Genomic DNA, 26,013 nt, shown 5'->3' with positions numbered 1-26,013 from the left:
TCAATCCTCCTGCGCTGGGAACTGCGGTTTCAGGGTGGCCAGGCTGTCCGTGTTGTTCAGCACTTCCGTCAGCAAGTCTTCCAGCTTGTCGTTGCCGGCCAGCTTGTTGCGCAGGTCGGCCAGCTTGGTGCGCGCCTCGAGCAGCTTGCGCAAGGGGTCGACCTGGCGCACCACCGATTCCGGGCGGAAGTCGTCCATCGAGCGGAAGTGCAGGTCGACGGCAAACGTGCCGCCCGCCTCGCCGAGGCGGTTCGGCACGGCGAAACGGGCCACCGGCTCCACGCCGGCCAGCACTTCGTCGAAGTTGTCGCGGTCGAGGGCGACGAACTTGCGGTCCTTCAGGCGCTTTTTTTCGCTGTCCGGATTGCCGCCAAAGTCGCCCAGCACGCCGACCACGAAGGGCAGCTCCTTGTTTTCAATCGCGTCGCCGATTTCGACGTCGTAGGTCATTTGCACGCGCGGCGCGCGTATCTGCTTCAGGCGTTTTTGCACGCTGTCGGACTTGGGCATGTCGCTTCCTTTGCAAGGAGATGGTGGGGATGCCGGCTTATTTCAGGCCGCTGAACGGGTCGGCCGCGCTGCCTTGCGCCGCGCCCTTCGCCGCCGGCGTGCCGGAACCGGCGGCGCGCTTGCCGGCCGCCGGCGGACGCTTGGCCGGCGGCACCAGCACGTCTTCGCCGATGCTCGCGCGCAGCAGCTTGGCCAGGTCCTGCGCTTCCGAGCGCAGCGAGCCGTTCAGATTGTTTTGCCGCGACAGGTCGGCCAGCGCCTTGCCGGACAGGCGCAAGCCGCTGACGGCGACGATGCTGTTGGCGACCTTGTCGTCCGGGTCGCGCTCCAGCGCTTCGAGCGCATGGCCGATGGCGTCGCCGTACTGGCCGCGGTCGAACTTCATCTGCGCCATTTGCAGCCACGGCGCCTTGTCGGCGGGGTAGCTGCTGCCGCCGCCCTTGAGCAGGGTCATGGCCCGCTCGTACTGGCCGGCGCGCGCCGCCGCATCGGCGTCGCTCATCACTTGCGCCAGGGTCGGCGCGGCAGGTTTCTTGGGCGCCGGCTGGTCCGGCGAGGCGCAGGCGGCCAGCAGCAAGGCACTGGCGAGGCAGGCAATACGGGGCAACACGGTGGCTGGCTTCATCGGGGCATTCCTTCACGTGGAGGACGCTACCGCTGGGAAAGATGGGCGGCGCCTTGGTGGAGGCCATTATTGATCGCCAATTTTTTTGCCAGATTGAGATTAATCAGCAAAGAAGAAGTTCCACATCACAGCCGCGTACAGCGACATGAAACCTGATCTGGCGCAGTAATTGTCTTGATCGCTGACTGATTTTGCGCCAACGCAAGTAGGTCGCCCCTGCATGCGTTTAAATGACTGCAGCACATTTATTTCCATTCTTCACTTTGCAAAGAGCAGCCATGCCATTTGACGCCCCGCTCCGCCGCCTGGCCCGCACCGCCGCGCTACTGCTGCTGGCGTTGCCGCTGGCCGGCTGTGCGGGCGGCGCCATCGGCACCCTGGCCAACGCGGCGCTGCAGATGGCCGGCGCGGCCAAGCCGCCGCCCGAACTGCCCGACGCGCAAAAGCCGCCGCGCAACGTCAGCATCCGCCTGCATGCGGCGCAGCGCCTCAACACGGATGCCGACGGCCGGCCGCTGGCGCTGGTGGCGCGCATCTACAAGCTGCGCCAGAGCGCCGCCTTCGAGCAGGCGCCGTACGACAGCTTCCTCGACACGCAGCGCGAAAAGACGGCGCTGGGCGCCGACCTGATGGAAGTGAAGGAAGTGCTGCTGGTGCCGGGCCAGCGCTACGAGGTGCAGGAAAAAGTCAGCAAGGAAGCGTATTTCATCGGCGTCGTGGCCCTGTTCCGCGCGCCTGCGGCGCAGCGCTGGCGCGCCACCTTTGCCGCCGCCGACGCGGAACGCGGCGGCATCACCGTCGGCCTGCACGCCTGCGCGCTCAGCGTGGCCGGCATAGACGGCGGCATGGCGCCGCTGTCCACCCTGCGCTGCCGCTAACGCAGTAACGGCGACAGCGGCGGCAGCGGCACACCACACATTCAAGGAGAAACGCAATGGGCATGGCAGCGAAAATCTTGTGGGGAGAGGGCCTGTTCCTGCGGCCGCAGCATTTCCAGCGCCAGGATCAATATCACGAAGCGCGCCTGCATCACACGGCCAGCGCGCTGCATCCCTACCTGTGGGGCGTGGCGCACATGGAATGGGACCTGGCGGCGCTGAAGACGGGCACCTTGCGCCTGCAAGCGCTGTCGGCGATCTTCCGCGACGGCGAAGTGTTCGAGGCGCTGGGCGACGGCGCACCGGGCAGCGATACCCTGCCCCCGCCCGTGGACCTGGAAGCGCTGCCGCCGGCGGTGCAGGAAGTGACGTATTACGCGGCGCTGCCCATCCTGAACGGCGAAGGCATGAATTACACGGCGCAGGCGTCAACGGCGGGCACGCCGGCGGCCACGCGCTTTGCGCACGCGCTGCGCGCCACGCCCGACCTGTTCACGGAGTCCGCCGTGGCCGACGTGGCCTACCTGAAGAAGAGCGTGCGCCTGATTCCCGACAGCGAGGCGCGCGGCTCCTACGACTGCCTGCCGCTGATCGCCCTGCGGCGCACGGTGTCGGGCGGCTTCGAGCCCGTGCCCTCGTTCATGGCGCCCAGCCTGGCGATCGCCGGCGCGCCGCGCCTGCGGGGCGTGCTGGAACACCTGCTCGACGCCTTGCAGGCGAAAGTGAGCGCGCTGCACGGCCACCACCGGGAACCGAGCCGCAACGTGATCGAGTTCCGCTCCGGCGACGTGTCCTCGTTCTGGCTGCTGCACACGGTCAGCACGGCCGCCGCCGCGCTGATGCATTACGTGCGCCATCCGGCCCTGCATCCGGAGCGCCTGTACGAGGCGCTGCTGGGCCTGGCGGGCGGCCTGCTCAGCTACTCCAAGCATTACACGCTGGCCAGCCTGCCCGCCTACGACCACGCGCAGCCGGGCGCCTGCTTCGACGCCATCGACGGCATCATCCGCGAACTGCTCGACACCGTCATCTCGTCGAAGTATTTTTCCATCGCCCTGCTGGAAGAACAGCCGTCGTACTACCTGGGCAAGCTCGATTCGGGCAAGATCGACCAGCACACCACCTTGTACCTGGCGATCCGCGCCGCCATGCCGGCCATCGAACTGGTGGACGTGGTGCCGCTGCGCGTGAAGGTGGGCGCGCCCGACGACGTGGAAAAATGCGTGCTCACGGCTATGCCCGGCCTGAAATTGTCGCATGCGCCGCAAGTGCCGGCGGCCATTCCCGTACGGCCCGACACCTATTATTTTGCGATTGAAAACCGCGGCGCGCTGTACGAGCAGATGCTCAAGGCGCAGTCGATTTCCGTGTACGTGCCGGCCGGCATACGCGACCTGCAGCTGGAACTGATCGCGGTGACGGCATGAGCCAGCTCATCGAACGGCGCGCGGCGCCTTCCCTGCTGGGACCACGCGGCCCCGTCCCTGCCGGCGCCCGCCATGCCGGCAGCGCCCTGCTGGACCTGATGCATGAAGGCTTTTACATGCTGTTCATGCTGAAGCACGGTTCGGCGCCCGGTGACGAGCAAGGCTTCATGGAGCGCATCACGGCCTTCCTCGACGACTTCGAACGCGAGGCGAAAAAGATCCGCGCCGACGGCGACGACATCGAGGCGGCCAAATATGCGTTCTGCGCGGCCGTCGATGAAATCATCCTGGCCTCGCCCTTCACGCTGCGCAAGCAGTGGGAGCGGCGCCCGCTGCAGCTGCTGATCTTCGGCGACCAGCTGGCCGGCGAACATTTTTTCGACCGCCTCGACGCCCTGCGCGGCAAGGGCGCCATGCGCGTGCAGGCGCTGCAGGTCTTCCATATGTGCCTGTTGCTGGGATTCCAGGGCAAGTATGCGATCGACGGCGGCGAAAAACTCAGCTACCTGACGGCGCGCCTGGGCGATGAAATCGCCCACATCAAGGGCAAGAGCCGCGGCTTCGCGCCGCGCGCGGAACGCCCCGACCAGGTGATCAACAAACGCGGCAGCGACGTGCCGCTGTGGGCGCTGTCGAGCTTTTTCGCCCTGCTGGCCATCTGCGCCTACCTGGGCCTGAAAACGCATCTGACGCGCGGCACGCAAACGACCCTGGCCGCGTATGCGGACCTGGTCAAGCTGGCGCCGCGCCCCGCGCACCTGACAATCACCCTGCCCTGAACACCTCACAGAACCTACTGCGCGTCGAGATTTGCGGCCTGCGATGCTCAATGACTCGGCGTCCCCGTGCATTCGCACACCTGCGCTTCTCGGCCACAACTCTCATCCGCTCGCTACGGTTCTGTGAGGTGTCAAGCCAATCTATTGCGCAATACGGAACTCGATGCGCCGGTTTCTCGCCCGGCCATCGGCCGTGGCGTTGCTGGCCACGGGGCGGTCCGGCCCCTGGCCCGACACCAGCACCGAGTCGGCGACGACGCCCTTGCCGGCCAGGTAGGCGCGCACGGCTTCGGCGCGCGCCTGGCTCAGGGCCACATTGCTGGCGCGCAGGCCCGTGTCGTCCGTGTGGCCGATCACCTCCACCTTGCGGCCCCGCAGCCTGAGCATGGCGGCCGCCATCTCGTCGAGGATGGCCAGGCCGGCCGGCGTGATGGACGCCTTGCCGCTGTCGAATTCGATGATGCGCTTGTCCAGCGCCGCATCGAGCAAGCCTTGTTCGGCCTCGGCCGCCTTGACCCGCAAGCCATTGTTGACGATGTAGGTGGGATTGAGGCTGGTGGCGATGTCGCTGGCGATCTGCTGGCGCTGCGCCTCGTTCGCCACTTCGCCGCGCACGCTGACGTTGTTGCCGTCGATACTGATCTGTCCCCGTGAAATGAGCTTCAGGTTCGGCGCGATCAGCTTTTGCACGTAGCCGTTCCAGTTGGCCGGCACGGCCACGTTGCCGATGGCGATCTGGTCGACCACGCGCTCGGCGCCATACAGTTCGCGCAGGCGGGCCAGCACGGCCGCCTTGCCCGCCTCGTCGGCCAGGGTGCCCGTGACGAGGATCTGCCCCGGCATCGGCGTCTGGGGCGCCTGCGCCTGGGTGTGGCAAGGGGGGGCGGCAAGCAGCAGCGGCAGCAGGAAAATGAGGGGAGATTTCATCGCAATCCTTCAGGCAAAGGTATCGGCAAACATGGCGCAGGCCGAGCGCAGCGACAGCTGTTCCTGCTGCAGGCAGGCGGAAAACCGGCGCAGCGCCGCATCGTGTCCCAGCTGCTCCTCGACCCAGTCGAGCTGGTCGAAGACGATCAGCCGTTCGCAGCCGGCCTGCGGATCGATCAGCGCGCGCAAGCCGTGCGGGTCGGCGCCGCAAAAGCCGATCACCAGCACGGGCGCCTCGTCGAGGTGGGAAAAGAACAGCGCCAGTTCGAAATCGGCCTGGCGCAGGAAGGGCGCGATCAGATGCAGCCAGAAGCTGGCCACCAGTTCGCGCAGCTGCGCGTCCTGCGGCAGCGGCAGCACCAGGCTTTTCTCCAGGCGCGGCAAGCCGCTCTGGCGCACGGGCCGCAGCAGCAGACCCAGGCCCAGCAGCAATTCGCGCACCGTCACGGGAAACGCGGGCGAAGCCAGCATGGCCTGCAGGCCATGCAGCGTCTGCGCCTGCAAAAAGGCGGCCAGGCGCGCCGCGTGGCGTGGCGCGGCCGGTTCGATGTCGACCACGTTGCCGGCCAGCGCCAGCAGGGCCGGCAACGGTTCGGCGCTGGCCACGATGCCTTGCGACAGCTGCTCCACGCGCTGCCACAGGGGCGCCAGCACCAGCGGGCTGCAGGCGACAAAGGCTTCCGCGTCATCGACTTCCAGCGCGCCCATGGCCATGAAGGGAAAGCGCCGCAGCGACTGGTCGCTGCTCGCTTCCAGGCGCCCGGCGATGGCGCGCCGGCTGCGCGTGCCGACGAAGGCAAAGCGCAGCGGCGGCAAGGCGTCGTAATTGAGCTTCCAGCGCGGCTCCACCGTCAGGGCGGTCATCACCTGCGCCAGCCAGTCGTCGAGCAGCTGCACCAGCGCGTGATTGTCGCAAGCCTTGATGAAATCGCCGCGCGCGGGGATCTTGCCAAAATAGCCGAGGCGCACCTGCTGTTGCGCGCGCATCATGGCGCCACTCCCGCTGCCACTGCAGCAACGGCCGGAGCGGCGGCCATCGCCGGCGCGGGCGCGGCAGAAGCGCCGGGCGTGCCGACGATGGTCTCGGGCAGCTGCATGCCGCGAAAGCCCTGCTCCTGCAGCGCCGCAGTCCCGCCCGCGCCGGCGCCCGCCGTCTCGGCGCTGCTGGTGATCTTCAGGTCGACCGCCACGGCCACCTCGCCGCGCGCCCAGCGCAGTTCGAACACGCCGCCATCCTTGCGCTTCTTGGTCGCCGCATCGATCATGCGCTTCAAGCCGAACTGGCCCGGCTCGTTGAACAATTCCACCGTGCGCCCGTCGAAGGTGACGGCCGTGATGCGCGCCCCCTGCCCGCCCGCCGCGCCCTGCGGGCCCGGATGCACCATGTTGGTCCACTGCGCCGGGGTGTTGCGGTAGCGTAGCTGCTGGCCGTCGATCTCCACCGTGTATTCCAGCGTGCCCGGCGCGGGCGACGGCTGGATCTGGAACACGGTTTGCGCCGCCGTCGACGTGGCCGCCACGCCGCCCGCGCCCAGCGGCGCGATCCAGCCGGGAAAGCGCGCCACCACCTGCGGCGACAGGCTGATGCCCATGTCGGCCCAGGTGCGCGGCGCCAGCACGTCGCCGCGCCGCACCACCAGCGGTCCCATGGACGTCGTGACGAATTTCGCCACCAGCCCTTCCGGGCCGAAGAACTGGCCGATCTCCAGGTTGCTCGCCTCGATGCGCGCCGTGGGCGCGAACGGATATTTGTTCGCCAGCGATTTCTGGAACGGCTCATACACTTGCGCCGCCCAGGTCTTGTTGATATCGAGTTCGGCCGGCGCGACGATGACGGCAAAGGTCTGCATCAGCGGGCGCACGAGGATGGGGCGGATCGCCTGCTTTTGCGCGTCGCTCATCCCCGTGAGCAGCTGCTCGTCGACCAGTTTCAGGGCGTCGGCCAGTTCGGAACCGCTGCCTTCCAGGGTTTGCTGCATGAACTGGCGCGCGCCCGGCCCCGGATCGCCCTGGTTCTTCAGCTGGTTCAAGCGGCTGCGCAGTTTCGACAGCGCTTCCAGGTAGGCGCGCATCAGGGACGCATTGTTGTCCCTGGCCGCCACCAGCTTGCCCACGCCGGCAAATTCGCGGCCCACGGGGCCCATGGGCTTGTCCAGGCGGGCCGGGTCGAGCTGCGCATTGAGACCGGGACTGGACGTCAGCGGCGACGGCGCGCGGCGCAGCACGGTTTCCTTGAACCAGGCGACGATGCCTCGCTCGGCCTTGCGCAACTGGGCATTTTGCAGCGCCGGGTTGTCCCACGAGGTTTCCTCGTAAATGGTCGTCAGCAGTCTGGCGACCGGCGACGACTGCGGGTCGCCCAGGCGGTTCATCGCCTGCACGGCGCCGTCAAAGCCTTTCAGGTCGGCGACGGCGACGCCCTGCACGAATTTTTGCCACTCGCGCGCGTAATCGGCCTTGTACATGGCCACCAGGTTTTTCTCGATCTGTTCCGGACTGCCTTCCAGGGTCAGGTCGTCAGTGGAGGCGCTTTTCAGCACCCAGTCGGCGCTTTGCAGCTCGCGGTTGGCGGCGTCGCGAAACGCGCCCTCGACGAACTTTTCCCACGCCTGGCGCGTAAAGGCGCCGGAGACGGCGTAACTGCCCGCCAGCAGCGACTGATCCTGTTCGCCGACGATGCGCGCCACCGTCATGCCGGGAAAGCGCGTCGAGGCGCGCGCCTTCACGTCCGCATACACGCGCTCGCGCGCCGGCATGCCGCGCACCACGCGGCGCAGGTTTTCGCGCGCCTGGTCGACCAGCGCCAGCTTCTGCTCGATGCGCGGCCAGGACGGGTCGCCGACCTGCGCCAGGTAAAACGTCAGCAGCCGTTCGGCGCTGCGTATCATCTGTTCGCGCGGCATGGCGCCACGGTTGCCCTCCAGCCAGCCGCGCCAGAAGCGCGTCAGCTGGTCGTTCAGGTGGCTGCTTTCCGCATGCGACTTATCGGCCAGCATCAGATAGGTTTTCAGCGCATTGTAGGCATCTTCCACGTTCGTCGCGCTGGCCGCCTGGTACTGCACGCTGCGCGGCGCGGCGGAAGGCGTGACGGAAGCGGCGGCCGGCGTTTGCGGCGTGCGCGCCGTGGGCTGCAACTGGTCCGCGCTGGCGTTCATTTCAAACAGCAGGGCTTCCAGCGCGCCCGCCACGGGGGTGAGCATGACCTGGCGCGCGCCGGAAAAGTACTCTTCGCGCAGCTTGCGTTCGAGCAAGTCGCCCTGGTACATGCCCAGGCGCAAGGACCAGGGCCGTTGCGTGCGGTACGCTTCCAGCTGCTCGATGCGGTCCTGCAAGATCTCCAGCGCTTCCAGGCGCGACTGCAAGTCCAGGCGCCGCTCCTGCAGCTTCACCACTTTGTTCAGATCGGCCTCGACGTTGGCCACCAGTTGCCGGTTGCCCAGGTAGGACCAGCTCCAGCCGCCCAGGCAGGCGCCCAGCGACACGGTGGCGGCAAAGAACACGGCATATTTGAAGCGCAGCCTGGCGCGGTTGGCATAGTTGGCCACCAGGTGCTTGTCGGCAAAAATGACCTTGCGGAACAGCTCCAGCAGGAAATAGCCATGCTGGCGCGCACCCGATGGCACCGTGGCCGGGGCTGGCGCGAAAGCCAGGTCGAAGCGGCGCGCCACCTGCTGCGAGGAAGCACTGACGGGCTCGCCCTCCTGCAGCGCGCTGGTAAAGTAAAAGCCGCGGAACACGGGCTGGAACTGGAACGGGTTTTCCTCGAACAGGGTGGCGATGAAGGCGCGCAGGGCCGGCTTGATGGCGGCGAATTCGAGCGGAAAGGTGAAGACGCCGGGCGCCATCGTCTTGCGTTGCCGGTGCGCCATGTTGGCCAGGCTCAGCTCCGTCAAGCCATCGTGCAATTCATCGAAACCCTGGTCGAAGAACGCCAGCAGGTCGGCCGTCGGCAGCTTGCGCTGGTAGGGCATGGTGGCGCCCCAGACGCGTTCGCGCTCGCTGCGTTCGGCATCCGCGAAAAACTCCGTGAAGCCGGCGATCAAGTCCGCCTTGGTAAACACGATGTACAGGGGCGCGAATACTTCCAAGCGTTCGATGACGTCCTGCACGCGCTTGCGCAGGCTGCGCGCCAGTTGCATGCCGACATCGGGGTCGCCGCGCAGTTCGGCGATGCTGACGGCGATGAGGATGCCGTTGATGGGCGCCTTGCGCCGGTATTTTTTCAGCAGGTCGAGAAAGCCGAACCACTCGCCGCGGTGCTCGTCGACGACGGAATAGCGTCCCGCCGTGTCGAGCACGATGCCGTCCGTGGTGAAAAACCAGTCGCAGTTGCGCGTGCCGCCCACGCCTTGCACGATCTTGCCGTCGGCGAAGGGAAATTGCAGTCCCGAATGCAGGATGGCGCTGCTCTTGCCGGCGGCCGGATTGCCGATGATCATGTACCACGGCAATTCATACAGGGCGGCGGCGCCCGACTTGATGCCCAGCTTGGATGTCTTGATGGTTTCGATGGCGGCCAGCATGCCCGTGCGCACGGCGCCCAGTTCGCCCTGCTGCGTGCTGCTGGCCGTCGACGCCGAGGCCGCCTGCGCGGCGGCGATCTCGGCCTCGTTGAGGATGGCCTGGCCCAGCGCCTGCGCATCGCGACGCGCGCGGCGCCGGCGCCACAGCCACAGGCCCAGCCAGATGACAAAAGCCAGCAACAGCAAGGCCAGCGCCCAGATCAGCGCCACTTCCAGCACTTCGGCGCCCAGGTACAGGAACACGGCCAGCGCCACGAAGCCAAGGATGGTCAGATTGCGGCTGTCGGTGAGGAAATGCCAGATTCGTCGCAGCATGATGAGCCCAGGGTGAGGTCGCAAAGCAGGAGGAACGCCGCCGCGCAGCGAGGCGGAGTCGGCCCATGCTGACAGCAATGCGGCGCGCCTTTGTTGACATATGACAAGTACCAGGCGCCAGCGCGCGGCAGGCGCCGCTGTGCTCTTGACGCTGCGCAAGCAAGTTTGCAGCTGTGAAAATCCGACCGCCGCCCGGCGCTAGAATGGCTGGCGCGGCTTACTTGCCCAGCACGCGCGGTTGCGGCAATTCCGTGTGGCCGAAGTCCATCATGGTCCAGCGCCCGCCCCAGCGCAGACCCACCGATTCGGCCGTCACGCCATATAAACGGTAGCCGCGCATGGCCCAGGCATTTTTTTCAGAAATGATGAGCTTTCCTTCATGCATGAATGCGCAATCGGCCGCCAGGCCATACTGGTGATAGCTTTGAAACGCCCTCGCGTTCGTCACGTTCGGGCCGGCCGCCGCCAGCTGATCCTGGCGCGCGGGACTGCGATAGCCTTCCAGCAAGACCATGTCGTAACCATGCACGTCCTTCATGATCTTGAAGACCAGCAGCAAACGCTGCGCGTAATCGTGGTCGAGCAATTGCCAGTTGCGGCTGGCGCCGCCCAGCAGCGGGCGCAGCTGCGTCACTTCCGCCGTGGAAAACAGCAGCGGCGGCAAGGCCGGCGGCGGCACCAGCTGCTCGCCTTTCAGCAAGTCGCTGACCTGGTCATTGATGACGTGTTGCTGGTCGGCATAGCCGCGCAGGGCGATGCGGTCGCTGGACAGCCAGGCCAGCAGCGGCGGCACGATGACCAGCACGCTGCCCGCCAGGCTCAGCCAGCGGTGCCGCCACAGCAGTTGCCAGGCGCGCGCCATGCCCGAGCCCGTGTAGCGTTGCACGCGCTGCCACTGCGCGCCGCTGCCGCCCTTCAAGTGCTGCGCGCGCCGCTGCATGCGCCAGCCCAGGTTGACGAGCGTGTGCAGCACGATGGCGCGGCCGCCGGGAAACAGCAGCAGCCAGCAGGCAAAACAGGCGAGCAAGAAATACATCAGGACGAGGGCGACGAACATGGGGCGCTCCGTAAGGGGAATAGCCGGGGCCGGGCAGCGTGCTCGGCGGTATCGCTAGATCGTAGGCGTCCGCGGCCCGCATGAGCGCGGTTTACATCAAGGTCAGTCGAATTTGATCCACTGCGGAGGTGATATTTTGTCTTTACTGAAAACCGGGGATGGCCAGGCGCGCGGTCCCGACCTGCTGGGCAAGGCCGGCGCGGCTGGCGCGCGCATCGAAGGCAAGGGCATCCTGTCGCAGCTCGAACACGGCGTCGCCGCGCCCGCTGCCATGCCGGCCCTGCGCTGGCGCCCCGGCTGGCGGCACGGGGCCGCAGGCGCGCTGTGCCTGGCGGTGCTGATCACGGCCGTGTTCGCCTACGACACGGAGGTCTTGCCCCGGCCCCGGCCGGCAGCGCCCGCCACGGCCATGGCGGCACCCGCAGTGCCGGCGCCAACGGTGCCGCCACAGGCGGCGCAGGCGGCCACCATCGTCAATATGGCGGCATCGCCCTTGCCCGAGGCGGCGGCCGCGAGCGCGCCGCGCAAGACGCCGCCGCCCGTGCGCCAGGCGGCCGCGCGGCCACAGGGGACGCGGCCGGCTGGCGCGCCCGGCGACAGCGACGTCGCCTTGCTGACGGCGATGGTGGCCCACGCGCACCGGCAAGAAGGCACGGCGGCGCCCGTGCGCGACGTGGTGCTGCGCAGGCAGGAACAGGAGCAGGAACAGGAACAGGAAACGGCGGAACTGTTACGGCGCTGCAAGCAGCTGGGCTTGATCGAAGGCATGCTGTGCCGCTCGCGCATCTGCTCGGGCCGCTGGGACAGCGATCCCGCCTGCCATTGAGGAACTCATGTGTGTCTCGGATGCGTGGCCGCGTCCATGCGGCCTTGCAAAAAGCCTTCCATCAGCGCCAGCAATGCCTGCGGCTGCTCCTGGTGCGGCGTATGGCCGCACTGCTCGACCATGGCGGGCACGGCGTTGAGCGCCTGCGCCACGATCGTGTCGACCTGGGCCGCGCTGCCGTACTGGTCCTCGCTGCCCTGCACCACCAGCGCCGGGCATTCGACGGAAGGCAGCAGGTACTCGATGTTCCAGAACTGGAAACCATAGCTGAGCCAAGTATCCGACCAGGCCTTGAAGATGGTCTCCGTCTTGTCGCCATGGTATTTCGCCAGCGCACGCAGCTTGCCCGCGCCAAACGCCGCGTCCGCCACGCGGATGCCCTCGAGCGTGATGCCCTCGACAAACACGTGCGCCGCTTCGGTGATGATGCCGCGCAAGCGGGGCGGCTGCTGCGCCGCATAGATCAGGGCGATGCTGCCGCCATCGGAGTGGCCGACGAGAAAATGATCCTGTCCCGGCAGCAGTGCCGCCAGCACTTGCGGCAGCTCGCACAGTGCGTAATCGTGCAAATAATGGAGCTGCCGGCGCGCCGCCAGCGGCGACGACTGGCCATAGCCGTGGCGGTCGTACAGCAAGCCGCGGCACCCCGTCGCCTGACATAGCTGCGCGGGAAAATCTTTCCACATCGCACAGCAACCGAGTCCCTCGTGCAGAAACACCAGGCAGGGCTTGGCGGGGTCGCCGTCGATCAATTCGTAATAGATATCGGTTTCGGCACTCAGGTTCAGTATCGGCATGGGCTAGGCTCGCAACGGTTTCCGCATCGGCAGGTCGGCTGAGCCTATTGTGCCATTGTCCTGCGCGACATGCGTGGCGCCCCGTAAAAATAGCCTACGGGAAAAGATCTTGCCGCCTGCCTGCAAGGTGTTTGCGCCAGCACAAGCGAGCGCCGTTTTTCCGGTGGCGCCACCCCCTTTTTGCCCGCGCGTTTGCCTAGAATAGCTTACTCCCACAGCATGGAGCAGGCGGCTACCTTATCAGCCAGGACGTGACACTGGCCGTCACGGCAACAGATAGGGCGTCTTGCCGCACGACGACAGGCGCGGCGTCCAAACTATCGATCAGGAGTACATCATGGAAATGAAAGTAGAACATCGCACCGGCAGCAACCTGGCACTGGAAGAAACCGAGCTGCCGATGGAACAGGAAGGCCAAAGCGCCAAAGGCGCGGCCGCGCAGGACTTGAACCTGAGCCCCGCCGCCTTCACCACCTACTACACGTGGACGGCCAACGGCGTGCATCCTTCGGTCAACTTCGCCAATGCCAACGTGAAAGCCAATTCGCGCGTCTTCCTCAACATCAGCGAATACGGCGCCACTGCCCAGGACCGTTTCATTGGCGCCGCCCGCATGGCCGTGTACAACATTGCGCCATACAATGGCGGCTTCCGGGCCTGGGTGGAAATCTCGTGGGGCAGCCCGCTCAAGGTGCGTTTCGACGTGTTTGTCGATCCCTGATCCGGGAAACGCTGCGCGCCCCCTGCCATCAGCGGGCCGGCGTCGCGCACGCCGCTAACACGGCATGGCCAGCGTGAACGGAAAACCGTGCGCGCATGACAAAAGGGCCACGTGTTGCCACGTGGCCCTTTGCTACTGCTTGTTCTGGCTCCCCGACCTGGACTCGAACCAGGGACCTGCGGATTAACAGTCCGTCGCTCTACCAACTGAGCTATCAGGGAAAGGAGGCCGAATTATATACGTCAAAATTTCCCATGTCCAGTCGTTACGACATGGTTGCTGCATGAGCAGCAAAACAGGCCGCCGGCGAGCCAGCCTCGCCGGATGGCTGCGCCCGTCTGCGCGGTGCCACGCAAGATAGTAGAATAGCCAGGCCTTGCCGATATGGAAGGCGCACAACGGCATGCCGGCAACGGGGCGTCAACCACGCCGCCGCGCGGACATGCGCTTGCAAGCTCACCTTGCCCCTGGCTTACTGCTCTCACCCGACATGACAGAATCAAGCGCAACCCTGGTGGACAAACCCGGCAGCGGCGACAGCTCGGCGGAAATTGCCGAGCATATGGCGGCCGCCATCGTGGCGCGCCAATTGCCGCCCGGTACCCGGCTGCGCGAAGAAGCGCTGTGCCGGCTGTATGGCGTCAGCCGCACCAAGATCCGCGCCGCCCTGCTCATTCTTTCAAAAGATAAATTGATCCGCATGGTGCCCGACAAGGGCGCCTTCGTCAGCCAGCCGACCGAGGCGGAGGCGCGCGACATCTTTGCCGCGCGACGCGTCATCGAAGCGGCCCTGGCGCGCGAATTCGTCGCGCGGGCCAAGCCTGCCGACTACCGGATGCTGGAGCGCCACCTGAAGGCGGAACGCCTGGCGCTGGCGCAAGCGACGCCGCTGCGTTCGCAACTGCTGGGCGACTTCCACGTCTTGCTGGCCGATATCGCCGGCAACGCCGTCCTGCGCGACATCGTGCGCGAACTGGTGGGCCGCAGCTCGCTCATCACCATGCTGTACCAGTCCGGCCATGCCGCCGCCTGCTCGTACGACGAACACGGCCGCTTTCTCGAGGCGGCGCGCAACGGCGACGCGGACCTGGCGGCGCGCCTGATGGTCGAGCACCTGTCGCACGTGGAAGCGGCCTTGCGCTTCGACGGCAGCGCCAGCGACGACAGGAAAGACCTGGTGGCCGCGCTGCTGATGTAGGCCCCGTCATCAAAAAAGGCCGCCCCTGCGGATGCACGGGCGGCCTTTTTGCGATTGCCGCTTTTTCGATAGCAGTACCTAACGCGCGGCTCCGGCCCTGCCCTCCCCGCTATTCGCCCAGGTAGATGAACTTGAACAGGAAGATGGCGGCGATGATGTAAGCCACCACGGACACTTGCTTGCCCTTGCCCGTCAGCAGTTTCAATACCGCATAGGTGATGAAGCCGAAGGCGACGCCGCTGGCCACGGAATACGTAAATGGCATCATCAAGGCCGTGATGGCGGCAGGAATGCTTTCCGTGCTGTCATCCCAGTCGATGAAAGTCAGTTCGCGCAGCATCAGGCACGCCACGTACAGCAGCGCGGGCGCCGTCGCATACGGCGGCACCGTGTGCGCCAGCGGGGCGAAGAACAGGCTGCCCAGGAACAACAATGCAACGGCCACGGCCGTCAAGCCCGTGCGGCCGCCCGCTTGCACGCCGGCAGCGCTTTCCACGAAGGCCGTGGTGCTCGACGTCCCCAGGCAGGCGCCGGCGGCAATCGCCGTGCTGTCGGCCAGCAAGGCCTTGTTCATGCGTTCCATCTTGCCGTCTTTTAACAAGCCGGCACGGTTGGCCACGCCCATCAGGGTGCCCGTCGCATCGAATAATTCCACCAGGAAAAATACCAGCACCACGTTAACGATGCCGATCGACAACGCGCCCATGATGTCGAGCTTGAACAAGGTCGGCTCGATGGCGGGCGGCGTCGAAACGATGCCGTTGAACTGGTTGCCGCCAAAGAAGAAGCTGGCGACGGTGATGGTGAGGATGCCGATCAGGATCGCGCCCGGCACTTCCAGGCGATCCAGCGCGACGATGATGAAAAAGCCGAGGATGGCCAGGATGGGCGCCGCCTGGTGCAAGTCGCCCAGCGCGATGATGGTGGCCGGGTTCGATACCACCACGCCGGCGCTTTTCAGGGAAATAATCGCCAGGAACAAGCCGATACCGACGGTGATGGCCGTGCGCAGCGCGGGCGGAATGCTGTTGATGATCATCTCGCGCACCTTGAACAGGCTGACCAGGATGAACAGGCAGCCGGAAATGAAGACGGCGCCCAGCGCCACTTCCCAGCTCATGCCCATGCCCTTGACCACCGTGTACGAGAAATACGCATTCAAGCCCATGCCCGGCGCCAGCGCGATCGGATAGTTCGCGTACAGACCCATGATCAGGGTGCCGATGGCGGCCGCCAGGCAGGTGGCAACAAAAACGGAGTCTTTCGGCATGCCCGCGTCGCCGAGGATGGACGGGTTGACGAAGATGATGTAGGCCATCGTCAGGAACGTGGTCAGGCCGGCCAGCAGCTCCGTGCGCACATTGGTGCCGTTGTCCTTCAGTTTGAAATAGCGTTCCAGGAACTGCATGATTAACCCCTTGTTTTGGTAAAACCGGGCGCCTGCGTGTGGCCAGTGCGCCTCTTTTTATGACGAAATGACTACTTTCCCGCTGCGCCGGCCGGCTTGAAGGCCCACCAGCGGCTGCCCGCGAAATTCCAGACCAGCCCGATTCCCGTCGCCAGCACCTGCGCCAGCCAGTAATACCAGCCCAGCTGGTGTACCAGCAGCCACATCAGGCCCGTATTGATGCACCAGCCGATGCCCAGCAGGGTGAAATACTTGCTGGCCGCCTCGCCATGGCCCTTGTCGCTCTTGAACGTGAAAAAGTAATTGAGGAGGTAGTTGACGACGGAACCGAGGATGTAGCCGATGCCGGACGCGGCGGCGGCGCTGATGCCGGCCCATTCCACGCCACCCCATAGCACGCTGTATTGCACGGCCGTGCCGGAAGCGCCGACGGCGGCGAAACGCAAAAATTGGTGATGCAGGGAATGGGACATTGTCAATTTTCAAATAAGACGAAAACAATTGCCGGGATCGGGCCAGAATAAAAAATGGCTACGATTGCTCGTAACCATTTTTCAGCCTGCATTTTACTGCAAGTTGCGCCCAACGTTCATATTCGCCGCCGTTTCGACACTTATTCCTTGCGCTGGCGGCGCCTGCGCAGCCACACAAACAATGCGATCAACAGCAAGATTCCCACGATGCCGCCCGGCAGCATGAACGGTTGTGCGCGCGCCAGCACGGGTTTCTCGCCGCCGCTGCGCGCCTGCGCCACATACGCGGGCGTAACGGACACATCCGGGTTGCCATACTGCTTCAGCACGTAATTGGCGATAGCGGCGATCTGCTCGTCCGTCAAGGGTTGCACATACGAACGCTGGTCGAAACGGGGCATGAACGCTTCATGCTCTTCCCCTTCGATCTTGCGCTCGACGCCAAACAAGATGGCCGAGACCAGGTTGGCCGGCGTGCTGCCGCCCGTCGCCGTGTTGTTGAACAGGGCGGGATACGCCTGGCCCGTGCTGCCGGCACCGCTGGCCGAATGGCAGCTGGCGCAGTAGCCGGAAAACAGGATCGCGCCGCTGTTGAGCGAATGGCGCTCGGTGGAACTGGCCATGCCGCGCAGCAGCGGCTCTTCGCTGGCGGCGCTGCCATGGCTGAAGGCAGCTTGCGTCTGCCCCGGCGCGCGCACGGGCGGCACCGTGCGCAGCCAGGCCACGATGGCGGCCACGTCGTCGTCGCGCAAAAACTGCAGGCTGTTCTGGATGGCTTCGGCCATGCCGCCCGCCGCCTGCCCCTTGCCTTCCACGTGGCCCGTCTTCAGGTAAGCCGTGAGTTCCGCATCCGTCCACGCGCCGATGCCGCTGACCTTGTCGGACGTGATATTCGGCGCATGCCAGGAACCGAGCGACGCGCCCGCCAGGGTCTGGCTGCCGATTTCCGCCATCAGCGCGTTGCGCGGCGTATGGCAGGCGCTGCAGTGCGCCAGGCCTTCGGCCAGGTAGGCGCCGCGGTTGATCTGCGCGCTTTTCGTGGGGTCCGGCACGAAGCGTTTATTGTCCAGGAACAAAGTATTCCATCCCAGCATCGACAAGCGCACATTGAACGGGAATGGCAAGGCCGTCTGGCGCGCCGGCGCGTCGACGGGTTGAACGGCCTGCATGAAGTAGTAATACAGGTCGCCCACGTCCGCATCCGTCAGCTGCGCATAGCTGGTGTAGGGCATGGCCGGATACAGATGGCTGCCGTCGGCGCGCATGCCTTCGCGCAGCGCGCGCGCAAAGTCGGCTTCCGTGTAGCGGCCGATGCCGCCTTGTTTCGAAGGCGTGATATTCGTCGCGTAAATCGTGCCCAGGGGCGAATCGATGGCGTAGCCGCCCGCGTACGGCTTGCCGCCCGCTGCCGTATGGCAAGCCATGCAGTCGGAGGCGATGGCCAGGTAGCGGCCCCGCTCGAGGCGCGCATCGGGCTTGGCGGCCGCCGGCGCGGCGGGACGGTCCGGCGTCAGGGTGACGGGCGGCGCCGAGGCAGGCACGGCAGCGATGGCGCCGCCGGCCAGCAAGGCCAGGCCGAGAGCGAAGGACAGGCGGCGCATCATGCTGCCTCCCTTGCCAGGGTGCGGGTGATGTCGTCCGCCGCGCGCAAACCGAGCGCGGCCATGCTGAGGGTGGTGTTGACGACGCTGGCCGACGGCATGGCGCCGCCGCCCGGCAGCCACAGGTTGGCGTGATCGTGGGCGCGGCAATTGCCGTCGACCACGGAATCGGCGCGATTGGAACCCATGATGACGCCGCCCATGATGTGGTTATTCGCGTTCAGGCTGTCGGTGATATGGAATTCCACGGCGCCGAACAGCTTGCCGATGTGCTCCAGCTGCGCATGCGCGGCCTTCGCGCCATCGCGCACATAGTCGCCCACGTCATAGTAGATGTCGGGGCAGGCCAGGCCCAGCGGGTCCTTGCGCGTCTTGCTCAAAGTCAAGCGGTTATGCGCTTCCGGCAAGGGTTCCAGACTGATCGACAGGTCCACGCCGAACGCGGCGCGGCGGCGGATTTCATCGTCGAGGTCCTTGCCCACCAGGCCCAGCTTCAAGGATTGCTGGGTAGCAGGTCCAACGCGGGTGATATTGTTCAAGATCATCTTGTTGGCCGAATACTGCGCGCGGAAGGCGCCGTCGCGCGGCCCCACCAGGCAGCTGCTCTGCGCCGGGCCGCGGCCCGTCCAGATCGGTTCATTGGCGAGGAAGGTACAGTGGAAACCCGAGTGGTCCATCATGTTGCGGCCCACCTGGTCGGAACTGTTGGCGATGCCGTTCGGATTGTTCTGGTTCGCCGCCAGCAGCAGCAAACGGGGCGTTTCAATGCCATTGCAGGCAATCACGAAGGCCTTGCCGGTCGCCATGTGCGACTGTTTCTTCGCGTCATACCAGTGCACGGCCGTCACGCGGTTGTTCTGGTCCGTGTCGATGCGGTAAACGACGGCCTCGGCCAGCACGCCCGCGCCCTTCAGCTCGGCCCGCTCCACGTGGTGGATGCCGTTGTACATGGCGCCGATGGGGCAGATCGGCTGGCAATTGTTATTGCCGCAACAAGTCGGGCGTCCCTGCCATGGGCGCGTCGAGCGGCCTTGCGGAATCGGCACGGAACGGTAGCCGTGCGGGTTGACCACTTCGGCGAAGCGCTTGTCGCCATAGCCCCAGGGCACCATGTCCATCGGATACGGCGCGCTGCGCTCGCTGGGCGACTGCAGCGCGGGATCGTTGGGGCCGGCCACGCCCATTTCCTGCTCGGCGCGGCAATAGTACGGTTCCAGCTCATCGTAGGAGATGGCCCAGTCGCGCCCTACCCCGTAATCGCTTTTCATGCGCATGTCGGACGGCAAATGGCGCCAGCACGACGCGGCCCAGTGCCAGGTCGTGCCGCCCACCGTGCGCAGATAACCCTGCTGGAAACTGCTGCCGCTGGGACCAGACAATTCCACATAGTTGTTTTTTGGAAAATACAGCGGCGCGGGCGCGTTGTCCGCCTGCGGATACAGGCCCTGGAAATCGGAACCGACGCGGTTCTCGAACGGCATGTTGCGCCAGTTTTCCACGGCTTGTCCCCGCTCGATGCGCAAGCCCGCTTCCAGCATGATCACGGAATGGCCTTGGGCGGCCAGCTGGTCGGCCATCATGGCGCCGACGACGCCGGTTCCGACGATGACGACATCGGCGACGACGTCGCCATTACTCTTGAATTGGGGTGATTTCATTTTGCTTGCTTGCCTTTGGTTTCGGGAGTGCCGGTGGTGGCCGGGGCCGGTACGGGTTTTGGCGCCACGGGCGCGGACACGCCCACGGCGGGCGGCGCCTTCAGCCACCACAGGGGGCCGTAATTGCAGTAAGTCGGCACGACCTGGCCATCGGCCACCGTGCGGTACATCAACGCTTCCGCATACGCGACGACGATGGACTTCGTGCCCTGCGCCGCATTTCCGGCGACGGTGCCCGTGTACCAGGCGGCAACGATGGCCAGGGCCAGCTCGCGCAGACCCGCATCGGCGGCGCTGGCGGCCGCCAGCAGGGCCTTGGCTTCCTGGCCCGTGACGAGCAGCGCACCCAGCTGCGGCAAGCGGTCGGCGAAGCCCGGCACGTTGGTGCGCATGGCTTGCTCGATGCGCGCCGCCGTCTCGGCGGACAGGTCGCGGTGGCCCGTGATCGTTTGCGACAAGGTGTAGAACAGCATGGTGGCGGGCGCCAGGCCGGTGGCCGGAGCGCTGGCCGGCGCCGACATGGCCGCGGACAGGGGATTGCTCCAGAAACCGGCCTGCGCCAGCAGGGCAGCCAGGCCGATCAGGGCATGGCGGCGGCTGATGCGAGGAAGGGATGAAACGGATGTTGCAGATGGTTCAGTGCCTGGATGGTTCATGAGACTCCCGCAAGACTTGTTATTTTATTGACTTCGATGATTGCGCTACATTGCATTTGCGCATAGATGGAACCGGTTCCATATTATCCTACAGAAGTAAATAGTCTGCCAATGTAGTACTACTACTGAGACACGGCCCTGGGCAATTCCGGTATGGATTCAGGCATTCTGCGCAGGCAAAACGCCAGTCCCGGCTGGTTGCCCAGGCGGTAATGGAAGTCGAGCACGCTGCCGCCGGCCAGGCTGGGCTTGCCGGGCAAGGCCAGGGGCAGGTTCAGGCTGCACTCATGGTCGCCCAGGACGATATCGCCATGCACGCGGATGCGCGTCAGCAATCGCGGCGCCTGCTCCAGCACGTCGGGCAGGCGGATGGTGGCGGCCGGCAAGCTGTCGCCCCCTTCGTCCTGCCAGGCGCGCAAGGCGTCCGCATCGAGGGTAAACACGCGGCCCCAGTCGGTACACGGCGCATCCGGCGCGCGCCGGTCCAGGCCCAGGTGCACGGTGACGGCCGCCGGCAGCAGCGTCGCCGCAGGCGCTTGCGCGTGCAGATTGCGCAGGATGGCCACCTGCGGCTCCTTGCCCAGCGCCGTATTCATGGTTTCGCTGACGATCACGTCCGGCATGGCGCCGGCAGGAATGCGGCAGGCGGCCGCGTCGGCGCAAAGGTACTCGGCGACGTGGCTGTCCAGGCCCAGGACTGCGATCAGGTCGCGCGCATACGCCAGGGTCTCGGCATGCACGTCGAGGATGGAAAACTGCACCAACTGCGCATCCAGCACGGCCATCACCGGCAAGGCCAGCAGGGCGAACGGGCCGCAACCCGCATACAGCACCCGCACGGGCCGCCCGCCGCTCACGTCCAGGCGCTCGCGCACGGCCTGCGCCAGGCCCTGGATGAAGGCGGCACTGCGGTATGGCTCGCGCGCGCACAGTCCCGCCTGCACGGGCGAGATGGCCCAGCCGCTGGGCAGAAAACTTTCGCCATCGCGCAAGCCGTCCTGCCGGTCCATGGCCAGGCGCGAATGGCGCTCGACGAGCTGGCGCAGCTGCACCGTTTCACCGACCAGGCTGGCCAGGGAGCGCTGCGGATCGCACAGCGCGGCCGCAATGGCGGCCAGTTCCGCGCGCGCCGGATTCACGCGCGACTCCACGGGCAAGGCGGGATAAAGACAGAATGCAAGGCGACCTCCTTGAAATGATTGCAAGTACGCGGAAAAATTGGCAGCATAGCAAATAAATACATGCCTGCTCATTTGCCGCCATCGCAACCACCTACCGGAGCACCGATGCACGCCTTGCCGCTTTCCGCCCTCGCCAGCCTGCCCGCCCCCTACCAGTTGCGCGTCCAGCGCGACGACGACGAAGGCTTTGCCGCCGCGCTGTACGGCTCCACGCGCGACGACTTGCGCCAGATGCCGGCCGCGCCCGCCGTCATCGAACAGCTGATCGCCATGCAGCAGCGCATGCAAAGCCACGGCTATCGCCAGACGTATCCGCACGCCGTGTACCTGGTGCTGCAGCACGGCGACACGCCCATCGGCCGCCTGATCCTGGAGCGCCGGAATCAGGTGCTGCACCTGGTCGACATCGCCATCCTGCCCGCCGCGCAAGGCCAGGGTGCCGGCAGCGCCGTGCTGCGCGGCCTGCAGGCGCAAGCTGCTGCGGAGCAATGCCGGATCCACCTTGCCGTCAACAAGGGCAACGCCGCCGCGCGCGCACTGTACCAGCGGCTGGGCTTTCGCCTGCGCGGGGAAAACGAGGTGCAGGAGCAACTGGAATGGAGCGCGCCATAGTGCCGGCGCAACATACCCCCAGCACCTGGCTGCAACTGCCGCTGCGCTTCGACGTGGCGCGCATGCAGAGCGACAGCGACCAGTTCGCCGCCGGCGAATGGATCAGCCATTTCAACACGGGCGCCTACGACACGGGCTGGAGCTGCATACCGCTGCGCTCGCCTGGCGGCCAGTCCGAGCACATCATGCCCGTCAACGGCCCCGCCTATGCCGCCACGCCGCAACTGGCGTGCTGCCCCTGCCTGCGCGAGGTGCTTGCCAGCTTCGCATGCGAGCTTCACGCCGCGCGCCTGATGGCGCTGGCGCCGGGCACCCTCATCCGCGAGCACCGCGACGCCGGCATGTCGCTGGCCGATGGCCTCGTCCGCATCCATATCCCCATCCACACCTCGCCGCAGGTGCTGTTCACCATCGATGGCGCAACCGTCCACTTCACGGCCGGGCACGCCTGGTACATGGATGCCAGCTGCCTGCACGCAGTGCACAACCGGGGCACGACGCCGCGCATCCACCTCGTGCTCGACTGCATCAGCAATGCCTGGCTCGAAGCGCTGTTCGCCTCGGCCGGCTTCGTGCCGAAAGCGCCCCACAGGTATGGCGACCCCAGCATCAACGATGGCAATGTGCGGGCCGTCATCGCCCAGTTGCGGCTATCGCCCTCGCCCGCCAGCCTGGCGCTGGCCAGCGCGCTGGCTGCCCTGGCCGACGGTAACGCGCCGTGAGCGCCGCGCCGGGCCTGGCCCAGCAGGAACGCTTGCTGGCCAAGGGCGAGACGGTGCCGTGGCACGAGGGCATGGACCTGCGCGGCTGGTATCCGCTGTACGTGGAGCGGGGCGAAACATGGGCGGACGCCGCCATGTGCTGGCGCGAGCTGGGAAAAACACCCTTCAGCGACGCCTTCTTTGTCAATACCCTGGCGCGCCAGCCGCACGGGGAGCGCCGCGTCTGCCGCACGCCGCTGGCGGCGCTGGCGGCGCTGGCGACGCTCGGCGATGGCCTGGCGCCCGACGCCTTCATCTTCCACGTCTCGCGCTGCGGCTCGACCCTGCTGAGCCAGCTGTTGGCATCCTTGCCGCAATGCATAGTGATGTCCGAGCCGCCCGTCATCGACTCGCTGCTGCGCCTGCATCACGACAGCGCCGACCCGGCGGCCAGCGTGGCCCTGCTGCGCCAGGCCATCCTGGCCCTGGGCCAGCGCCGTTCCGGCGCACAGACGCACTTCTTCATCAAGTTCGACTGCTGGCACATCCACAGCCTGGACTTGCTGCGGCAAGCGTTTCCCGGCACGCCCTGCCTGTTCGTCTACCGCGAACCGCTGGCCGTGCTGGCCTCGCACCAGCGCCAGCGCGGCCCGCAGATGGTGCCCGGCATGCTGCACCCGGCACAGCTGCCGCTGCCCCCGCACCAGCTGGCGCCGGGCGATCTCGATGGCTATACGGGCCTCGTGCTGGCCAGCCTGTTCGACGCCGCCCGGTCCCATGCGGCGGCAGGCCAGCTGCAGTTAATTAACTATAAGCAATTGCCCGACATCCTCTTCAGCGATGTATTGCCCCGCTTCGGCATCGCCGCCACAGCGGCGCAGTTGCAAGCGATGCGCGCGCAAGGCGGCGTGCATGCGAAGTACGGCACGGCTTACCACGGCGATCCGCCCGCGCCCGCGGCAAGCGGCCTGGCCGCCATCGCCGCGCAATTGCAAGCCGCTTATCTGGCGCTGGAAGCGTTGCGGCTGCATGCCGGGCAAAGTTAATAATTTTTATAAAAACAACTTTTTAACGAGGAGACATGTCGACGTACCCGCTGGAAACCATGCGATAAATTAGCTGTTCAACTGCGGCGCAGAATGCGCCGGTGCAAGCAACCTGAAACCGACCCTGACACCATGATAAAAAAAATGACATTGGCAGTGCTCTTGACCGCCCTGATTCCCTTCTACGCATGCAAGGCGCAAACCACGGCGGCAGCGACACCCGCTTCCGCGGAAGTCACCACCACCCTGACACCCGATATTGGCGGCATCAAGCAAGTGGTGGAAATCAAGACGGACGACGCAAACAAGCCCGTGCTGCTGTTTTTATCCGGCGGCCCGGGAAGCTCCATGATCAAGGGGGCGGATGCCTTTACGAATCTCCTGAAAAGCAGATTTACGATTGTGCAATGGGACCAGCGGGATGCCGGAAAAACCTTGAAACTGAATCCCTCCCCCACGCAGCCGTCCGTCGGGCAGATGGAGCAGGACACGTATCAAGTCATCCAATTTCTGCGCAAGGAGTTAAAGCAGGACAAAATATACTTGCTGGGCAGTTCCTGGGGCAACGTCCTGGGCTTTGATATCGTCAAGCGTCACCCGGAATTGCTGCATGCCTATTTCGCGTCGAATCCTGTCGTGAGCCAGCTGGAAAGCGAGAAAGAATTGCTGCAAGCCTTGAAAGTGCATTTCAAGGACAATGCCGTCGCCAGCCAGGAGCTGAACAGCATCAGTTTTCCGTTTGCAAGTGACGAAAGCATGTTCTATCTAAGGAAATGGCTTTTTTACAAGGATGGCAAGGCATTTGCGACGAGCGAAGGTTTCAAGACGGGCTTTCTGCAATGGTCAAAGACCTGGTCGCCCGTCTGGAACGAGGTCATGAACATTGATTTGCCCAAGACCTTGAAGAGCGTCGACTGCCCCGTGTATTTCTTCGTCGGCAAAAACGATATCCAGACCTCGACCAGGATCACGCAAGCGTATTTCGACACCTTGAAGGCGCCAAGGAAGGGCTTGTTCTTCTTCGAGCATTCCGGCCATCAGATACACCAGGATGAACCGGTGCAATTTCAAGAAGCCATCATCAAGACCTTGGATGCGACTGCCAAGCCCTGATCCGACGCCCCATGACATGACGCCCTTTTCGGGGGCCGACAGGCTGGCCGGCACACTGCCGGCCTAGTCGCCGGCAATGCTCGCCGCAGCCTTGCGGATCAGCGACGCCACCGCCTGGGCTTGCGAAATGTAAATGGCATGGCTGCCGGCAACTTCGACCACCGTCGAGCCCGCCCGTTCCGCCATCTGGCGCTGCATCGCCGGTGCAATCATCTGGTCCCCGGTCGCGACCAGGTACCAGCTGGGCTTGCTCCTCCACGCTGGCGCGCTGACCACGCCCGTCAAGGCAGCCATCCCCCAGGGCACTTGCGATGCCGCCATGAAGTTGGCCTTGTGCCTGGGGACATCGGCGGCGAAGGCGGCCGCAAACTTTTTCTGGTCGAGCAACAGGAAGCCATCGTGCGGCGGCAAGATCGGCGGCACCGGCGCGCCGGGCGGGGCATTCTTCAGCAAGGAATCGACAGACTCCCCTTGATCCGGCACAAACGCCGCGATGTAGACCAATGCCTTGACCCTGGGATCGTTCCCCGCTTGCGTGACCACGGCGCCCCCGTACGAATGACCGACCAGGACCACGGGACCCGGCACTGCGGCGATGACCCGGCCCGTCGCGGCCACGTCGTCCGCCAGCGATAGCGTTGGGTTTTGCACAATGGCAACGTGACAGCCTTCGTCACGCAGTACCCGGTAAACACCTTCCCAGCCGGACCCGTCGACAAAACCACCATGCACGAGCACGATCGTCGCCGGTCCGGCGCGTGCGATGTCATCCATGTCAGCCCCTCCCGGAAATTGCAAGCGATGACAGAGCCGCCAACGCCTTGTCTCCTCCAGCATAGCGCCAGATGCCTGGTGGTCCATGCGGTGGATCAAGAGCAGGCGACACGGGCGTCTGCGCCGGCCCTGAAATGCAAAAAGCCCAACCGGTGAAGGCTGGGCTTTCTGCTACTGCGTGTTCTGGCTCCCCGACCTGGACTCGAA

At 65.5% G+C, this 26,013-nt stretch carries 24 protein-coding genes and 1 tRNA gene; 10 read left to right on the top strand and 15 right to left on the bottom strand.

The window, feature by feature from the left end; all coding sequences use genetic code 11:
• Entirely contained in the window at positions 1 to 510 is a 510-nt protein-coding gene (tssB, locus tag NCG91_RS23310) for a type VI secretion system contractile sheath small subunit (RefSeq protein WP_099667123.1), read from the bottom strand.
• 37 nt (positions 511 to 547) lie between these two features.
• Positions 548 to 1,135 (bottom strand): tetratricopeptide repeat protein, encoded by a 588-nt coding sequence (locus NCG91_RS23305; protein ID WP_251351384.1) that lies wholly within the window; start codon positions 1,133 to 1,135, stop codon positions 548 to 550.
• Positions 1,136 to 1,413: 278 nt separating this feature from the next.
• Between NCG91_RS23305 and tssJ the strand changes: the two genes are divergently transcribed.
• From tssJ to icmH, 3 genes are read left to right on the top strand one after another with little or no spacing between them, the layout of a single operon-like run.
• The gene (tssJ, locus tag NCG91_RS23300; RefSeq protein WP_251351383.1) at positions 1,414 to 2,013 is read left to right on the top strand and encodes a type VI secretion system lipoprotein TssJ; all 600 of its coding nucleotides are present in this window, start codon (positions 1,414 to 1,416) and stop codon (positions 2,011 to 2,013) included.
• Positions 2,014 to 2,069: 56 nt separating this feature from the next.
• Positions 2,070 to 3,440, top strand: a complete 1,371-nt coding sequence (tssK, locus tag NCG91_RS23295) for a type VI secretion system baseplate subunit TssK (RefSeq protein ID WP_251351381.1) — start codon at positions 2,070 to 2,072, stop codon at positions 3,438 to 3,440.
• The gene (icmH, locus tag NCG91_RS23290) at positions 3,437 to 4,219 is read left to right on the top strand and encodes a type IVB secretion system protein IcmH/DotU (RefSeq protein WP_251351379.1); all 783 of its coding nucleotides are present in this window, start codon (positions 3,437 to 3,439) and stop codon (positions 4,217 to 4,219) included. The genes tssK and icmH overlap by 4 nt, the downstream gene beginning before the upstream one ends.
• A 141-nt stretch (positions 4,220 to 4,360) precedes the next feature.
• On the opposite strand, the gene NCG91_RS23285 is transcribed toward icmH, so the two are convergent.
• From NCG91_RS23285 to NCG91_RS23270, 4 genes are all read right to left on the bottom strand, one after another.
• Positions 4,361 to 5,146, bottom strand: a complete 786-nt coding sequence (locus NCG91_RS23285) for an OmpA family protein (protein WP_251351378.1) — start codon at positions 5,144 to 5,146, stop codon at positions 4,361 to 4,363.
• Positions 5,147 to 5,155: 9 nt separating this feature from the next.
• A complete protein-coding gene (tagF, locus tag NCG91_RS23280; RefSeq protein ID WP_251351377.1) occupies positions 5,156 to 6,136 on the bottom strand; it encodes a type VI secretion system-associated protein TagF in 981 nt (326 codons plus the stop codon).
• Entirely contained in the window at positions 6,133 to 9,984 is a 3,852-nt protein-coding gene (tssM, locus tag NCG91_RS23275) for a type VI secretion system membrane subunit TssM (RefSeq protein ID WP_251351376.1), read from the bottom strand. The genes tagF and tssM overlap by 4 nt, the downstream gene beginning before the upstream one ends.
• A 217-nt stretch (positions 9,985 to 10,201) precedes the next feature.
• On the bottom strand, positions 10,202 to 11,041 hold the full coding sequence (locus NCG91_RS23270) for a M15 family metallopeptidase (RefSeq protein ID WP_251351375.1): 840 nt from the start codon (positions 11,039 to 11,041) through the stop codon (positions 10,202 to 10,204).
• A 136-nt stretch (positions 11,042 to 11,177) separates the two neighbouring features.
• On the opposite strand from NCG91_RS23270, the gene NCG91_RS23265 reads away from it, so the two are divergent.
• The gene (locus NCG91_RS23265) at positions 11,178 to 11,867 is read left to right on the top strand and encodes a hypothetical protein (protein ID WP_251351374.1); all 690 of its coding nucleotides are present in this window, start codon (positions 11,178 to 11,180) and stop codon (positions 11,865 to 11,867) included.
• A 5-nt stretch (positions 11,868 to 11,872) separates the two neighbouring features.
• Here the strand turns inward: NCG91_RS23265 and NCG91_RS23260 are convergent, their stop codons facing one another.
• Entirely contained in the window at positions 11,873 to 12,664 is a 792-nt protein-coding gene (locus NCG91_RS23260; protein WP_251351373.1) for an alpha/beta fold hydrolase, read from the bottom strand.
• Between the two features lie 337 nt (positions 12,665 to 13,001).
• Here NCG91_RS23260 and NCG91_RS23255 point away from each other — a divergent pair, with 337 nt between their 5' ends.
• Positions 13,002 to 13,385: a hypothetical protein gene (locus NCG91_RS23255; protein ID WP_251351372.1), complete on the top strand. Its 384-nt coding sequence runs from the start codon at positions 13,002 to 13,004 to the stop codon at positions 13,383 to 13,385.
• A 145-nt stretch (positions 13,386 to 13,530) separates the two neighbouring features.
• Here NCG91_RS23255 and NCG91_RS23250 read toward each other — a convergent pair.
• Positions 13,531 to 13,606, bottom strand: a tRNA-Asn gene (locus tag NCG91_RS23250).
• A 269-nt stretch (positions 13,607 to 13,875) separates the two neighbouring features.
• Here NCG91_RS23250 and NCG91_RS23245 point away from each other — a divergent pair.
• Positions 13,876 to 14,583 (top strand): GntR family transcriptional regulator, encoded by a 708-nt coding sequence (locus tag NCG91_RS23245; RefSeq protein WP_099667112.1) that lies wholly within the window; start codon positions 13,876 to 13,878, stop codon positions 14,581 to 14,583.
• Between the two features lie 109 nt (positions 14,584 to 14,692).
• On the opposite strand, the gene NCG91_RS23240 is transcribed toward NCG91_RS23245, so the two are convergent.
• From NCG91_RS23240 to NCG91_RS23215, 6 genes are all read right to left on the bottom strand, one after another.
• Positions 14,693 to 15,991 carry an NCS2 family permease gene (locus NCG91_RS23240; protein WP_251351371.1) on the bottom strand — a complete coding sequence of 433 codons (1,299 nt, stop codon included), beginning with the start codon at positions 15,989 to 15,991 and terminating at the stop codon, positions 14,693 to 14,695.
• A 71-nt stretch (positions 15,992 to 16,062) separates the two neighbouring features.
• A complete protein-coding gene (locus NCG91_RS23235; RefSeq protein ID WP_034788967.1) occupies positions 16,063 to 16,464 on the bottom strand; it encodes a GtrA family protein in 402 nt (133 codons plus the stop codon).
• 140 nt (positions 16,465 to 16,604) lie between these two features.
• Positions 16,605 to 18,068, bottom strand: coding sequence for a c-type cytochrome (locus tag NCG91_RS23230; RefSeq protein WP_251351370.1), 1,464 nt, complete (start codon positions 18,066 to 18,068; stop codon positions 16,605 to 16,607).
• Positions 18,065 to 19,723, bottom strand: coding sequence for a GMC family oxidoreductase (locus tag NCG91_RS23225; RefSeq protein ID WP_251351369.1), 1,659 nt, complete (start codon positions 19,721 to 19,723; stop codon positions 18,065 to 18,067). The genes NCG91_RS23230 and NCG91_RS23225 overlap by 4 nt, the downstream gene beginning before the upstream one ends.
• Positions 19,720 to 20,379, bottom strand: a complete 660-nt coding sequence (locus tag NCG91_RS23220; protein ID WP_251351368.1) for a sorbitol dehydrogenase family protein — start codon at positions 20,377 to 20,379, stop codon at positions 19,720 to 19,722. Before NCG91_RS23220 ends, NCG91_RS23225 begins: the two co-directional genes overlap by 4 nt.
• Positions 20,380 to 20,501: 122 nt before the next feature.
• Complete coding sequence (locus NCG91_RS23215) at positions 20,502 to 21,518, bottom strand: SAM-dependent methyltransferase (RefSeq protein WP_251351367.1); 1,017 nt, start codon at positions 21,516 to 21,518, stop codon at positions 20,502 to 20,504.
• Positions 21,519 to 21,665: 147 nt separating this feature from the next.
• Between NCG91_RS23215 and NCG91_RS23210 the strand changes: the two genes are divergently transcribed.
• From NCG91_RS23210 to NCG91_RS23195, 4 genes are all read left to right on the top strand, one after another.
• Positions 21,666 to 22,172 (top strand): GNAT family N-acetyltransferase, encoded by a 507-nt coding sequence (locus tag NCG91_RS23210; protein WP_251351366.1) that lies wholly within the window; start codon positions 21,666 to 21,668, stop codon positions 22,170 to 22,172.
• Positions 22,157 to 22,894 (top strand): aspartyl/asparaginyl beta-hydroxylase domain-containing protein, encoded by a 738-nt coding sequence (locus NCG91_RS23205; protein ID WP_251351365.1) that lies wholly within the window; start codon positions 22,157 to 22,159, stop codon positions 22,892 to 22,894. The genes NCG91_RS23210 and NCG91_RS23205 overlap by 16 nt, the downstream gene beginning before the upstream one ends.
• Positions 22,891 to 23,919, top strand: coding sequence for a sulfotransferase (locus NCG91_RS23200; RefSeq protein WP_251351364.1), 1,029 nt, complete (start codon positions 22,891 to 22,893; stop codon positions 23,917 to 23,919). Before NCG91_RS23205 ends, NCG91_RS23200 begins: the two co-directional genes overlap by 4 nt.
• Positions 23,920 to 24,063: 144 nt before the next feature.
• The gene (locus tag NCG91_RS23195; RefSeq protein ID WP_099667104.1) at positions 24,064 to 25,032 is read left to right on the top strand and encodes an alpha/beta fold hydrolase; all 969 of its coding nucleotides are present in this window, start codon (positions 24,064 to 24,066) and stop codon (positions 25,030 to 25,032) included.
• Positions 25,033 to 25,095: 63 nt separating this feature from the next.
• Here the strand turns inward: NCG91_RS23195 and NCG91_RS23190 are convergent, their stop codons facing one another.
• Positions 25,096 to 25,806 (bottom strand): alpha/beta fold hydrolase, encoded by a 711-nt coding sequence (locus tag NCG91_RS23190; RefSeq protein ID WP_251351363.1) that lies wholly within the window; start codon positions 25,804 to 25,806, stop codon positions 25,096 to 25,098.
• Positions 25,807 to 26,013 lie beyond the last annotated feature (207 nt).

The sequence above is a fragment of the Janthinobacterium kumbetense genome (assembly GCF_023703445.1).
Lineage (GTDB): Bacteria > Pseudomonadota > Gammaproteobacteria > Burkholderiales > Burkholderiaceae_D > Janthinobacterium > Janthinobacterium kumbetense.
This window is presented reverse-complemented; position numbering and strand designations above follow the sequence as displayed.